A 13372-nucleotide genomic window follows, 5' to 3' on the forward strand; every position below is an offset into this window, starting at 1 on the left:
ACTTTCTACCTTTTTTTATTTAGTATATGAATTTAAAATCGCTCTTTCAATTAAGTTTCTATAAATTTTTGAGCCTTCAATTTCTGGATGAACCATATCTTTTGCGAATAAATTAGTTTTTCCTTTTGCAAATTTATACCAATCAACCATATAAGCATTTTTATTTTGATCACAGAACTTTTTGATTCTTCCATTAATACTTTCTTCCCAAGATTGGCTATTTACAGTATTTACAAAAAATACCTTTCTTCCATCTGCTATATTTAAAATATCTATCATATTTTGATCGGTCAAAGATCCATTTGAACCCAATGAAATTAAAATAACATCACCAAGTCCTTTGCTATTTTTTATAGCCTGTAAGACGCCGGGTCCATCTGTCATTTGCCTACCAACTTCTCCATCAAGATATAAGTTTGGAGAAAATTCTCTCAAAAATGGGTCTATATTAATTAAAACAGAATCCCCAACAGCAGTTATTGAAATATTTTTTAAAAATTCTTTTTCTTCATTTGTAAAATCAAAATCATCATAGGCTTTTTTCTTTGAAATTTTCTTATTTGGTAATTTCTCTTTTGTCTTTTCTGTATTTTTATCTTTATTAATATATTTTTTATTATTTTTTTCAATATTTTCTTTATTTTCACTAATCCTTTTTTCAAGATTTTTCATATCTTTTTCCTTTGGATTTGGCAAAAATATCGAAGCTACATTTAATAGTATAAGTAAAATTATAGTCGCTAAGAAATATTTTTTTAAATCAAACTTTCTATTAAAAATAATGAAAGTTATTTCTGATAAGATTATAACTAAGACTATTTCCAACAGATATGCATAAAGTCTTGGCAAAGTAGTTGATGCAAAAAAATAAGAAATAAAGGTATTAACCACATATTGCCACATATAAATGTAATATGACCTAAGTCCTATATAATATATGAAGGTTTTAAAAATTCCCATTTCTTTTTTATTAATATGGATAATATTATTTTTTTCATACAAAAATAAAAGACCAATTAGTAAGGCTTGAACAAGGGTATAAATTGGCATTATTATCCTATAAGTATATAAACTTTCACCTTGAACAAAAAAGTAGACAATAATAGTCAAAAATCCCAATCCATATAAAACATACTTTTCTTTAATATTTTTTTCCTTGATAAAAGAAATAATCTTATAAATATTATCTACCAATAAATAGGCTAGGGCTCCTATAAAAAGAGCATTAATTCTTGTATCAACTCCATAATAAATCCTTGAAATATTATTCTCATCAAATGATAAACTTATCATTAAAATTAAACTTAAAGTTGAAAACAAGGTAAAAATAAAAATTCTTACATTCTTGTTATTGATCTTATTAATAAGGTAGTTTATCAAATAAAAAATAATGATAAATTGCACTTGCATAGAAATATACCAAAAATGAGTAAAGAGTGAAAAATATCCATTTTTAGTAAAATAAGATCCACCTTTTATAATTTGGTAAATATTTTGATATGACAAGGCAACAGGAATTGACGATTTTATAGAATCGTGAAATACAACCTTTGATAAAAAAAGACTAGCTAGTAAAGATATAACAAGCACAAAATACAGGCTTGGTAAAAGTTTTATAAGTCTTTTTTTTAATAAGTTCAATAAAAACTTCTAAGTCAAAATTTTCAATATTATCTAATTTTTTCATCATTAAAAATCCACTTAAAACAAAAAAGCTGATAACTGCCATAAATCCACCTGGTAAAGTCCTGACAGATGAGTGGAATATACAAATAGCAATAATAAAAACAGCTCTTAGAAAAGTGAATGAATCTATTTGTTTGTTTTTTCTCATAAATCCCCCAACAAAGTAATTATAGATTAGTGAGATAAAAATATCAATATTTGAGAAAAATTGTAACCTTTGTTAACTAATAATAATTAAGGAAAAAAATTAAGAATAAAAGAATAAAAAAACAAAATAAATTTTCTATATTCAAAATAAAATAATAAATATCCACAACCTATTTAACTTTAATTATAAATATATTTTAAAATTAAGAAAAAAATATATCAATATTCTTGTAAAAATAAATGAAATAAGGAATTAAAGCAAAAAGATTTGACAAGAAATTAAAAAGGCGACATAATCATTATTATAAATTTTAATTTGTATTTATTCTTTTAAAAGAAATAAATATTTAAGGAGGAAAAATGAAAAAATCAAAAAAATTAATGGCCTTGGCATTTGCATCGATATTTGCCTTTGCAGGATGTCAAGCAAAAGATGGAGAAAGTAAAAGCACAGAAAATTCTGATACGGTAAAAATAGGAGCTATTATTCCATAAACTGGACCAGTTTCAAATTATGGAAATTCTTCTGAAAAAGGAGCCCTACTTGCTGTAGAAGAAATTAATAAAAACGGTGGCATAAACGGCAAAAAAATCGAATGGGTTTCATACGATGATAAGGGAGAAATAACCGACTCAACAACAGCTTACAATAAATTAAAGGGTGAAAATGTAGCGGTTATTGTAGGACCAATAACTTCAAAACCAGCCCTTGCTGTTTCTGAAATTGCAAAAAAAGATAAGATACCAATGATTACTCCTACAGGAACCCAAGTTAATATAACTGAGGGCAAAGATAATATTTTTAGGACATGCTTTACAGACCCTTACCAAGGAAAGTTATTGGCAAAATTTGCATCTGAAAATCAAAAGGCAAAAAAAGTTGCAATCCTTAGAAATACTTCATCAGATTATTCTAATGGAATAGCAGATGAATTTAAAAAAGAGGCAGAAAAATTAAAACTTGATCTTGTTGCTGATGAATCCTATGGAGATAATGACAATGACTTTAAGGCGCAACTTACAAAAATAGCAAAAGCAAATCCGGATGTATTATTAATTCCTGATTATTATGAAAAAATTGCCCTTATAGTTCCTCAAGCAAGGGACGCCGGAATAAAAGCGAAATTTATAGGATCTGATGGATGGGACGGAGTTATTAATGTAATGGATAAATCCCAATTAAATTTAGTAGACGGATCATGTTTTTCAAATCACTTTGCCCTAGATAGCGATGATCAAAGAGTAAAAGATTTTGTAAAGAAATTTAAGGATAAAAACAAAGAAGACCCATCAGCATTTTCAGCACTTTCATATGACACAGTATATTTATTAAAACAAGCTATGGAAGAGGCTAAGAGTGAAGATAAGGATAAGGTTGTTGAAAAAATTAAAAATATAGAATTTGATGGAATAACAGGAAAATTTAAATTTAATGAAGACAATAACCCAATCAAATCTGCATCTATGATGGAAATAAAAGATGGGGCTTATAAATTTAATTCAACAGTGAAAGCTGATTAATCAAAAAGGGGATTGCAACTATGCAAGGCCCCTTAAATTTTAAGGAGAAGTTATGAATTTTTTGATTCAATTTTTTAATGGCCTACAATTAGGATCTATATATGCCTTGATAGCCTTGGGCTATACCATGGTTTACGGGGTAGCAAAATTAATAAATTTTGCCCACGGAGATATAATAATGGTTGGAGCCTATACAATATTTTTTGTAGTACAAACAAGTCTTTTCAAAAGTGGACTTCCTTTATATTTGTCAATTATTCCAGCAATTATTGCTTGTACACTTTTGGGAGTTGTCATAGAAAGGGTAGCCTATAAACCACTTAGAAATTCTTCATCAATTTCTATCCTTATAACTGCAATAGGAGTTTCCTTGTTTTTGGAAAATTTATTTGTAAAATTTTTTACAGCTAATGCAAAACCTGTACCAAGTATATTTAAACAAGCTAGCTTAAATATTTTTGGAATAAGATTATCTTTTCAAACAATTTTTACCATAGTTTTGACAATTATTCTTACAATAATTTTGCAAATTTTTATTTCAAAAACAAAATACGGAAAAATGATGCTGGCAGTAAGCGAAGATTATAAGGCATCAAGCCTTGTTGGAATTAATGTAGATAATACTATGACAATGACTTTTGCTATAGGATCTGCCCTTGCTGGAGTAGCATCCTTATTATATGTATCATCATATCCTCAAATAACTCCTTTTATGGGATCTATGCTCGGCATAAAAGCTTTTACAGCAGCTGTTGTTGGAGGGATTGGATCAATTCCAGGAGCTGTAATCGGTGGATTTATTTTGGGAATGATAGAAGTTATGACAAGGGCATATCTTTCAAGCTCTTATGCAGATGCTATTGTATTTATGGTTTTAATTGTAGTTTTAATAGTTAAGCCAACAGGAATTTTTGGAAGTTTGGAAAAGGAGAAAGTTTAAAATGGATAAGAATAAAAAAACATCATATATAGCAAGTTTTGGACTTGTTTTAATTTCCTTTGCCATTATTCAAATTTTAATTTCTGTGGGAATAATTGATTCTTATTGGCAATCTATTATATTTTTATTATGTATCAATATAATTCTTTCCGTTTCATTAAATATTACTGTAGGAAATTTGGGACAAATTACCTTGGGTCATGCGGGCTTTATGTCCATTGGGGCCTATAGTGCGGCAATATTTTTAAAAACAGGACTTGTTCAAGGGATATTAGGATTTTTTATAGCTTTAATAATTGGTGGTTTATTTGCATTTTTATTTTCACTTGCAATAGGAGTTCCAGTTTTAAGATTAAATGGAGATTATTTAGCAATTGTTACACTTGCCTTTGGAGAAATTATTAGAGTTGTTGTTGAAAATCTATCTATAACTGGTGGAGCTCAAGGTATGTCAGGAATTCCAACAATTGATTCTTTTGGATTAATATTTTTTGTTACAGTTTTATCTGTTGTATTTATGTATTCAATTATGACATCAAGATTTGGAAGGGCAGTTCTTGCTATAAAAGATAACGAACTAGCAGCTGAGTCTTGTGGAATTAATACAACTAAATCAAAAATATTTGCCTTTACCTTGTCAGCACTTTTTGCGGGCGTTGCTGGTGCAATTTATGCCCAAACAACAGGAGTAATAGCAGCCAATGTATTTAATTATAATAAAAGTTTTGATATTTTGGTAATGGTTGTTTTAGGAGGAATGGGATTTTTTACAGGATCGATAATTTCAACTATAGTCTTGACAGTAGTACCAGAAATTTTAAGGGCTTTTGCAGAATACAGGATGATAATTTATTCTGTAATTTTAGTAATAGTCATGATATTTAGACCGCAAGGACTAATGGGACGAGAAGAATTTTCAATTTCTAGGCAAATTGCTAGATTTAAAAGAAAATTAAAAAGATAAGGAGCAATAAATGGATAAAAGTAGGTCAATTCTAAAATGTGATAATATTTCCATCTACTTTGGAGGATTAAAGGCGGTTAATGGATTTAATCTTGATGTAAAAGAAAAAGATTTGATAGGTCTAATTGGTCCAAATGGTGCTGGGAAAACTACTGTTTTTAATATGTTAAGTGGGGTTTATCAGCCAAGCCAAGGGTCAATTTATTTAGATGGAGAAAATATAACTGGTCTTCCAGTCCATAAATTAAGCCAAAAGGGAATTGCTAGAACTTTTCAAAATATAAGACTTTTTGATTATCTATCAGTTGTTGATAATGTAAAACTTGTTATGAACAAGGATATGAGATATAAAATCTTTGATGGCATGCTTAGGCTTAAAAATTATTGGAAGGAAGAAAGAGAGGCTACAAAAAAAGCCTTAGAAATTTTAAATATTTTAGGACTTGCAGCATATGCAAATGATAGTGCTGGAAATTTATCTTATGGGGCCCAAAGAAAACTAGAAATAGCTAGGGCTCTTGCAACAAATCCCAAATTGTTATTATTAGATGAGCCAGCAGCTGGAATGAATGCAATAGAAACAGAATCATTAATGGATACAATTAGGCTGATTAGAGATGAATTTGATATTTCTATAGTTCTTATCGAGCATGATATGAAATTAGTTTTGGGAATTTGCGAAAAACTTTATGTATTAAATCACGGCATAGTAATAGCAAAAGGAGATCCAAAAGAAGTTGTTAAAAAAGATGATGTAGTTAGTGCTTATCTTGGAAGTGGATATGGAGAAGAAGATGCTTAATGTAGAAAATTTAAATGTTTATTATGGAAATATCCACGCAATAAAGGATGTTTCCTTAAAGGTAAATAAGGGAGAAGTAGTTTCTTTAATAGGGGCAAATGGAGCAGGAAAAACAACCACCCTCCAAGCAATATCTTCCTTATTAGAAAAAAGAAGTGGAAAAGTTAGTTTTGAAAATGAAGATATAACAAATAAAAAAGCCTTCAAAGTTACAAGGCTTGGCATTGCCCAAGTTCCTGAAGGAAGAAGAGTTTTCTCAAACCTATCAGTTTTGGATAATATAAACTTAGGATCAGTAGCCACAAATTTAAAGGAAAAAGAAAAAGAAGAAAAAATAAAAAGAATCTATAAATTATTTCCTGTTTTAAAAGATAGAAAAGATCAAAAAGCAGGAACCCTTTCTGGTGGAGAGCAACAAATGCTTGCCATGGCAAGGGCAATAATGACAAATCCCAAATTATTATTATTAGATGAACCATCAATGGGACTTTCTCCCTTGTATGTTGAAAAAATATTTGAAACTATAAAAATATTAAAAGAAGAAGGGTCAACAATTTTGCTTGTAGAACAAAATGCAAATCTTGCCCTAGATATATCAGATAGGGCTTACGTTTTAGAAACAGGAAAAATTGTAAAAGAAGATAGGGCAGAAAATCTTAAAAATGATCCTGTAGTAAAAAGTGCATATTTGGGAATTTAAAAATACTAGAAATTAGTTTTAAGCTAATTTCTAGTATTTTTTTTGAAAATTTACATAAGATAAATTTATTATATAAGAAAGCTCTTTTGGTGCATCAATATTAACTTCATGGCGAGAATTTGGAATTAAGAATAAATTTGAATTTGGAATTAACTTATTTAATGATTTTGATGCTTTTAAATTTGCCCTATCTTTTTTTCCACAAATTATAAAAACATCTGTAGAAATTTTCTTTATTTTCTTTCTATAATCCAGGTTTTTAATTGATGAGGCTATAGAAATCATATTATTTTTTGATATTTTTGTTTTTTTGAAAAATTTTTCTGGCATAATTTTAAAAATAAAATTTTGGAAATTTATAATTATTTTTGGCATCTTATATTGAGGGGCAATTAGAATTAAGCCAGCTATTTTTTCTGGATTTCTAAAATATAATTCCATAGCTAAAATAGCACCAAGGCTTATACCACAAATAATTACTGTTTTTTTTATATCTTTAATTTTATTTTCTAACATATCTGCTATGTCAAAAAAAGTTAAATCTTTACTATAATTTGGAATTAAATCAATATTTTCAATATCTTTAAAATTAATATTTTCTATAGTCTTATCAAAAGATTCTTTATTTTGTCCAAGTCCATGCAAAAATAATATTTTCACCTTGTCATTTTGCATATTTTAATTTCCATTTTCTATTTTGCAAAAATTTAATCGTTGCAATTGTAGCTTTCCAAAATAAAATGCCGATTATAAAAAATAATAAGGCTAAAATAAGACCTGCAATTAAGGCTAAAAATCCTTTTAATTCAAATCCAAAAAATATAAATTTCATTTCATCAATTGGTTTAATGTGAATTATCCCTTTAAAAAGTCCCATTACTCCTGCTAAGACGCTTATACCACTGGAGAAGAAAAAGGAAATAGAAAGTATTGCAAGAGTTGGTATTAAAGAAATCCAAGCTAATGAAGCATATGAGTAAAATCCTATAGCCATAAGTAAATTTTTAAAGGAAAAATCTTTACTTTTCACAATACTATCACCCATATAAGAAAAGGCTAAATCTTTTGGACTTTCCATTTGAGATATTATGTACTCAGAACTTTGTCCATTATTAAGTCTTTCATAAAATGAATTTTTAAGTTCACTCAATATGTCAGTTTTTTCTGAAATTGACATATATTTTAAATTTTTATCTACTTGTGACAAATATTTTTCTAAATTATCGTCGATTTTATTATTTTTCATTTTTATTCCTCTCTAAGATTTGAAATATTTTCCACTAGGACTAACCAATCTTTTTCTAAAGTTTTTAAATAAGAACTTCCAAGCTCTGTAAGCATATAATATTTTCTTGGTGGAGTTCCTTCTTCCATATTTTTCCAATAAGCTTCTAAATAATTATTTTTTAAAAGCCTTCTAAGAAGAGGGTAAACTGTACTTTCTTTCGTTTGTAACATTGGATATTTTTCAAGAGTCTGAATTAAATCATATCCATACCTGTCTTTTTTCTTAATTAAAATTAGAATTGCAAATTCTAAAGTTCCACGTTTTATTTGTGAAATCCATTCTGCATTCATAAAAAGTCCTTTCTAATCAACCTGTGTTAACCTATATAAATTGTACAACATTGTATTGTGTTGTCAATAGGGAGTGAAATTTATAAAATTTTGATTTTTAATTTTTATAAATTGGATATCACGCTTTTCTTGTTTTTATTTTTAAAATTTTGTAAACTAATACTTAAAAGAAAGGATAAAAGATGAGATTAAGATTTAAAGAAAATGCAATTCCAGAAATGAAAGAAAATCCTCAAGTATTTTTTGATGGAAAAGAAAATAAGGGTATGTGGAAAGAGATTTTTGGAAATGATAATGATATATATTTAGAAATTGGATCTGGCAGGGGAGATTTTTTGGTAGAAATTGCCAAAGATAATCCTAATATAAACTTTATAGGCCTTGAAGTAAATACTAATGCCTTTGTTGTTGCTAGTAGAAAGATAAAAGAAAATGAACTAAAAAATGTAAGGGGCCTTATTGCAGATGCAGAAAAATTAGAGGAAATTTTTGAAAATGACGAAATTTCAAGAATTTATTTGAATTTTTCAACTCCTTGGCCAAAAAGACGCCATCATAAAAGAAGATTAAGTCATGAAAGGTTTTTAAATAGGTATAAAAATATAGTAAAAGATAAGTCTATCCTTGAGCTAAAAACTGATAACCAAGAATTATTCGAGGCTTCCTTAACTTATTTTGAAGATTTTTCTATGGATATAATAGAAAAAGAAAAAAATATATCAGAAGAAAAAAGTTCATATATTAGTGAGTACGAAAGAAAATTTAGGAATAAAAATATGCCAATTTACTATATAAAAGCGAGATTTAACAAATGAATATTTCAATAGTAAGTGTAGGAAAAATCAAAGAAAAATATTTCAAAGATGCAATAGCAGAATATGAAAAAAGATTAAAACCTTATGTGAAATTAAAAATATTTGAAGTAAATGATGAAAAGGCACCAGAAAATTTATCGAAAAAAGAACTAGATATAGTGAAAGATAGGGAAGCTGATAGGATTTTAAAAAAGATTAAAGAAAATTCCTATATTATAAGTCTTGAAATTGAAGGAAAAAGCCTATCCTCGGAAAAATTTTCAAAATTAATAAAAGATCAAATGACCTATGGTATGGGAAAAGACTTGGTTTTTGTAATTGGAGGCTCAAATGGTCTATCAAAAAAAATAAGTGATAGGGCAGATTTCAAACTATCATTTTCAAAAATGACCTTTCCCCACAAATTGATGAGATTAATTCTTATTGAACAAATTTATAGGGCCTACAAAATAATTAATAATGAACCTTATCACAAATAAAATGGACCCAAAAGGGTCCATTTTTATATAAAAGTATAAATTATCTAGCAAATATTATTTTTCTTCAATTATTTCAATAGAAAAACCTTGAGGATCTTTTATAAAATAAAATTTATCAGATCCATCAGAAAGCCCGCCAATTTCTTGGCTAACTATTCCCATTTTTTTTGTGAAGATTATAGGCTTTTTCAAATTCTTTTGTTTTAAAGGCCATATGTCCATAATAAGATCCATGTTCATATTTTCTACCATCATGGTTAAAAGTTAATTCTAATTCATAAGCTCCATCTTCTGTAGCCATATAAATTAAAGAAAACTCATCTTCATCATAATCTTTTCTTCGGGTTATGTGCATATTTAATGCATCTTCATAAAATTTTATACTTTCTTTATCATTATCTGTATATATACATGTGTGAATAGATCTAAATTTCATAATACCTCCTAATCTCTCTATTAATTTATACCCAAAAATTTAAAAATAAATTTTACCAATATTTTACAAGATAAATTTCAGACAGGGTATATAAATAATAGATAAGAAATTTCGCAATCTTGTGACCAGGGCTTTGCAAATCTATTTAATTTTTTGCAAGGCCCTTTTTTTTGAAAAATTTTTATTTAATTTGCTAAAATAAATTTATCAGGTATAATTCTTTTTGCAATCATTTGGAAAAAGAATTTAAATTATTGTTAAAATTATTAAAAAAATTTGACAAGAAGTAGAATTTATCTTATACTATAAAAGTAGTGTTTGCCCAGATAGCTCAGTCGGTAGAGCAGGGGACTGAAAATCCCCGTGTCGGTGGTTCGATTCCGCCTCTGGGCACCAGAAAAATGCGGAAGTGGCTCAGTGGTAGAGTATCGCCTTGCCAAGGCGAGGGTCGCGGGTTCGAATCCCGTCTTCCGCTCCAATATGGCGCCATAGCCAAGTGGTAAGGCAGAGGTCTGCAACACCTTTATCCCCAGTTCAAATCTGGGTGGCGCCTCCAAATTTGTCCTCATTGAGGACTTTTTTTGTACCTAAATTTAAGGAGAATTATGTTAATTATAAGCCACAAGTCTAAAAAAGAATTTACAGATTTTTTAGACTATAAAAATATAAAATATTTAAAAACAATTGATAACCCCAATCTTGATAAAAGAATTTCAGATCACCCAGATCTTTCTCTTTTTAAATTAGATGATAAAAATATAGTAGTTGATGAAAGCGTCCATGATTATTACAAAAAATATCTTAAAAATATAAATCTAATAAAGGGAGAGAAAGTAGGATCTAAATATCCATTAGATGCTATTTATAATATAGTAAGATTTAAAAATTTTTATATCCATAATAATTTTACAGAAAAAAATATAAGCTTATATTTTGATCAAAAAAACATTAAGCATTTATTTATTAAACAAGGATATACTAGGTGTTCTATGCTAGTTTTTAATGAAAATCTTCTAACAAGTGATATGGGAATTTTTAAAAAACTAAAAAATATTCTTCCTATTACTTTATTAAAAGAAGAAAATATTCCCCTTGATGGATTTGACCAAGGATTTTTGGGGGGATGTTTTGGAAAGATTGACGAGAAAACCTTATTATTTAATGGAAATATAGAAAGATTAAATTCATATGATATAATTAAAAATATAGTAGTTAAAGAAAATTTAAATTTATTATATCCAGATACTAATTTGATAGATACTGGATCTTTAATATGGATATGATAAGGAGATTATAATGAATATAGTAAAACCACAAACCATTGCAGGTGTTATGGAACTTTTACCAGATGACCAATTAGTTTTTGATCACATAAAACAAATAATAGAAGAAACTTTTTTATCTTATCAATTTTTACCAATTGATACCCCAGCTATAGAAAAAAATGATATTTTATTTGCCAAAGGGGGCGGGGAAACAGAAAAGCAAATTTTTGGAATTTATTCTTCAAAAAAGGATATGTCATTAAGATTTGATTTGACTGTGCCACTTGCAAGATATGTATCAGAACATTTTTCTGATTTGAATTTTCCTTTCAAAAGATATCAAATAGGAAAAGTTTATAGGGGAGAGAGAAATCAAAAGGGAAGATATAAGGAATTTTACCAATGCGATATTGATATTATTGGAAATGATTCTTTATCAATCCACAATGATGCCCTTTTGCCAAAGGTAATTTACGATATTTTCCAAAAACTTGATTTTAAGGGAATAAAATTTCACATTAATAATAGAAAATTATTGAATGGATTTTTTGAATCAATAGAAATTTCTGATAAGGAAGAAGTTTTAAGGACAATTGATAAAAAAGCAAAAATTGGTGATGAAAAAACTAAAGAACTTTTGACAGAGCTTTGTGGAGAAGATAAGGCTTTAAAATTAATGGAGCTTATTAACAATAAAAGAGATAATAAAGAACTTTTAAAATATTTAGAAAGTTTAGATTTAAATGATAATTATAAATTGGGACTTAGAGAGTTAAAAGAAGTTTATGATTATATGGTTAAATTTGGAATTGATGATGAGTCTATTATGATTGATTTATCAATAACTCGTGGGCTTGATTATTATACATCTACAGTTTATGAAACATTTTTGGATGGATATGAATCTATCGGTAGTGTTTGTTCTGGTGGAAGGTATGAAAATTTGGCTGGAAATTTTTCAAAACAAAATTTGCCAGGAGTTGGCCTATCAATTGGACTTACTAGATTGTTTTATCAATTACAAGAGCTTGGACTTTTAGAAAAATACAGAGAAGATTTCACAGATTGTTTAATTATTCCAATGGATGAAAAATTAAATTTTTATGCCATAGATATAGGAAATGATTTGAAAAATAAGGGCTATAAGGTTGACATTTATCTTGAAGATGGGAAATTTAAGAAAAAAATTAATTATGCTGATAAAATTGGTGTAAAAAAAGTTATAATTATTGGTCAAGAAGAATATGAAAACAAAATGGTTTCTGTAAAAAATATGGAAGATGGTAATCAAGTTAGCGTAAAAATAGAAGATATAGGTGATTACCTTTAAGGAGATTTATGACATTTAAAATAATTACAGATGGCTCAAGCGATATGAATGTCGATTTTATAAAGTCATCAAATATCACCATAGTTCCCATGCAATCAAACATGGAAGATGAAGTTTATGAAATTATAGGTACAGATTTAGAAAATTTAAATAAATATTATGAATTTATGCTAGATGATAAAAATGTATCAACAAGCCAAGTTAACCTAGCTTCTTTTGAAAAATATTTTGAAGAAGCTTTAGAAGATGGTCAAGATATTTTTTATATAGGTTTAAGTGATTCTTTATCAGGAACTTTTAAAAATGCTCAAAGAGCAAAGGAAATTTTAGAAAAAAAATACCCTGATAGAAAAATATATATATATGATCCAAAACAAGCATCAACTGGTGCAGGACTTTTGTGCCAAATTATTGTAAAAATGCAAGAAGAAGGAAAAGATATAGACCAAATAGATTCTTTTATTAAGGAAAATTCAAAATATATGGTTTCTCAATTTGGTGTTGAAAGCCTTAAATATTTATATAAGGGCGGAAGAATTTCCAAAACTAGTGCAGATATAGGAAATTTTTTAAAAGTAAAACCAGTTATACACATTACAGATGAGGGTTCACTTGAAGTTTTAAAACTTGAAAGAGGAACAAAGAGAGCTATAAAAGTTTTATTTAAAAATTTTCAAAAAAAATTGGAATCCAGACCTATCTGACCAAG

The 13372-nt window shown here is 27.8% G+C and carries 16 protein-coding genes, 3 tRNA genes and 1 pseudogene; 14 read left to right on the forward strand and 6 right to left on the reverse strand.

Annotation, left to right across the window (positions count from 1 at the left end; genetic code table 11):
- Positions 1-15 precede the first annotated feature (15 nt).
- On the reverse strand, positions 16-1590 hold the full coding sequence (locus tag ANHYDRO_RS09040) for an acyltransferase family protein (RefSeq protein WP_004815927.1): 1575 nt from the start codon (positions 1588-1590) through the stop codon (positions 16-18).
- On the reverse strand, positions 1565-1834 hold the full coding sequence (locus ANHYDRO_RS11000; protein WP_004815928.1) for a hypothetical protein: 270 nt from the start codon (positions 1832-1834) through the stop codon (positions 1565-1567). Before ANHYDRO_RS11000 ends, ANHYDRO_RS09040 begins: the two co-directional genes overlap by 26 nt.
- A 359-nt stretch (positions 1835-2193) precedes the next feature.
- Here ANHYDRO_RS11000 and ANHYDRO_RS11290 point away from each other — a divergent pair, with 359 nt between their 5' ends.
- From ANHYDRO_RS11290 to ANHYDRO_RS09065, 6 genes and pseudogenes are all read left to right on the forward strand, one after another.
- Positions 2194-2328 (forward strand): hypothetical protein, encoded by a 135-nt coding sequence (locus ANHYDRO_RS11290; protein WP_004815929.1) that lies wholly within the window; start codon positions 2194-2196, stop codon positions 2326-2328.
- Between the two features lie 12 nt (positions 2329-2340).
- Positions 2341-3354 (forward strand): annotated as a pseudogene (locus ANHYDRO_RS09045) (ABC transporter substrate-binding protein); the annotation flags it as partial.
- A 52-nt stretch (positions 3355-3406) separates the two neighbouring features.
- Positions 3407-4294, forward strand: a complete 888-nt coding sequence (locus ANHYDRO_RS09050; protein ID WP_004815931.1) for a branched-chain amino acid ABC transporter permease — start codon at positions 3407-3409, stop codon at positions 4292-4294.
- Position 4295: 1 nt separating this feature from the next.
- Positions 4296-5258, forward strand: coding sequence for a branched-chain amino acid ABC transporter permease (locus tag ANHYDRO_RS09055; RefSeq protein ID WP_039914558.1), 963 nt, complete (start codon positions 4296-4298; stop codon positions 5256-5258).
- A gap of 10 nt (positions 5259-5268) precedes the next feature.
- Positions 5269-6060, forward strand: coding sequence for an ABC transporter ATP-binding protein (locus ANHYDRO_RS09060; RefSeq protein WP_004815933.1), 792 nt, complete (start codon positions 5269-5271; stop codon positions 6058-6060).
- Positions 6053-6760 (forward strand): ABC transporter ATP-binding protein, encoded by a 708-nt coding sequence (locus tag ANHYDRO_RS09065; protein ID WP_039914562.1) that lies wholly within the window; start codon positions 6053-6055, stop codon positions 6758-6760. Before ANHYDRO_RS09060 ends, ANHYDRO_RS09065 begins: the two co-directional genes overlap by 8 nt.
- A 30-nt stretch (positions 6761-6790) precedes the next feature.
- Here the strand turns inward: ANHYDRO_RS09065 and ANHYDRO_RS09070 are convergent, their stop codons facing one another.
- The 3 genes from ANHYDRO_RS09070 to ANHYDRO_RS09080 are packed head-to-tail and all read right to left on the reverse strand — an operon-like array spanning position 6791 to position 8338.
- Positions 6791-7435 (reverse strand): alpha/beta fold hydrolase, encoded by a 645-nt coding sequence (locus ANHYDRO_RS09070; RefSeq protein ID WP_004815935.1) that lies wholly within the window; start codon positions 7433-7435, stop codon positions 6791-6793.
- Positions 7425-8006 (reverse strand): HAAS signaling domain-containing protein, encoded by a 582-nt coding sequence (locus ANHYDRO_RS09075; protein ID WP_004815936.1) that lies wholly within the window; start codon positions 8004-8006, stop codon positions 7425-7427. Before ANHYDRO_RS09075 ends, ANHYDRO_RS09070 begins: the two co-directional genes overlap by 11 nt.
- 2 nt (positions 8007-8008) lie before the next feature.
- Positions 8009-8338 carry a PadR family transcriptional regulator gene (locus tag ANHYDRO_RS09080; protein WP_004815937.1) on the reverse strand — a complete coding sequence of 110 codons (330 nt, stop codon included), beginning with the start codon at positions 8336-8338 and terminating at the stop codon, positions 8009-8011.
- A gap of 182 nt (positions 8339-8520) precedes the next feature.
- Here ANHYDRO_RS09080 and trmB point away from each other — a divergent pair, with 182 nt between their 5' ends.
- Together trmB and rlmH are read left to right on the forward strand one after the other, a co-directional pair.
- Entirely contained in the window at positions 8521-9153 is a 633-nt protein-coding gene (gene trmB / locus ANHYDRO_RS09085) for a tRNA (guanosine(46)-N7)-methyltransferase TrmB (protein ID WP_004815938.1), read from the forward strand.
- Complete coding sequence (gene rlmH / locus ANHYDRO_RS09090; RefSeq protein ID WP_004815939.1) at positions 9150-9632, forward strand: 23S rRNA (pseudouridine(1915)-N(3))-methyltransferase RlmH; 483 nt, start codon at positions 9150-9152, stop codon at positions 9630-9632. Before trmB ends, rlmH begins: the two co-directional genes overlap by 4 nt.
- 148 nt (positions 9633-9780) lie before the next feature.
- Here the strand turns inward: rlmH and ANHYDRO_RS09095 are convergent, their stop codons facing one another.
- Positions 9781-10068 (reverse strand): VOC family protein, encoded by a 288-nt coding sequence (locus tag ANHYDRO_RS09095; protein WP_004815940.1) that lies wholly within the window; start codon positions 10066-10068, stop codon positions 9781-9783.
- Positions 10069-10388: 320 nt separating this feature from the next.
- On the opposite strand from ANHYDRO_RS09095, the gene ANHYDRO_RS09100 reads away from it, so the two are divergent.
- From ANHYDRO_RS09100 to ANHYDRO_RS09125, 6 genes are all read left to right on the forward strand, one after another.
- A tRNA-Phe gene (locus ANHYDRO_RS09100) sits at positions 10389-10464 on the forward strand.
- Between the two features lie 7 nt (positions 10465-10471).
- A tRNA-Gly gene (locus ANHYDRO_RS09105) sits at positions 10472-10546 on the forward strand.
- Positions 10547-10550: 4 nt separating this feature from the next.
- A tRNA-Cys gene (locus tag ANHYDRO_RS09110) sits at positions 10551-10624 on the forward strand.
- Positions 10625-10673: 49 nt separating this feature from the next.
- Positions 10674-11351 carry a DUF6873 family GME fold protein gene (locus tag ANHYDRO_RS09115; protein ID WP_004815941.1) on the forward strand — a complete coding sequence of 226 codons (678 nt, stop codon included), beginning with the start codon at positions 10674-10676 and terminating at the stop codon, positions 11349-11351.
- A 13-nt stretch (positions 11352-11364) separates the two neighbouring features.
- On the forward strand, positions 11365-12663 hold the full coding sequence (gene hisS, locus ANHYDRO_RS09120; RefSeq protein ID WP_004815942.1) for a histidine--tRNA ligase: 1299 nt from the start codon (positions 11365-11367) through the stop codon (positions 12661-12663).
- Positions 12664-12671: 8 nt separating this feature from the next.
- Positions 12672-13367, forward strand: coding sequence for a DegV family protein (locus tag ANHYDRO_RS09125; RefSeq protein WP_004815943.1), 696 nt, complete (start codon positions 12672-12674; stop codon positions 13365-13367).
- Positions 13368-13372: the final 5 nt, after the last annotated feature.

Origin of the sequence: Anaerococcus hydrogenalis DSM 7454, assembly GCF_000173355.1 — a bacterium.
Classification (GTDB): Bacteria; Bacillota; Clostridia; order Tissierellales; family Peptoniphilaceae; genus Anaerococcus; species Anaerococcus hydrogenalis.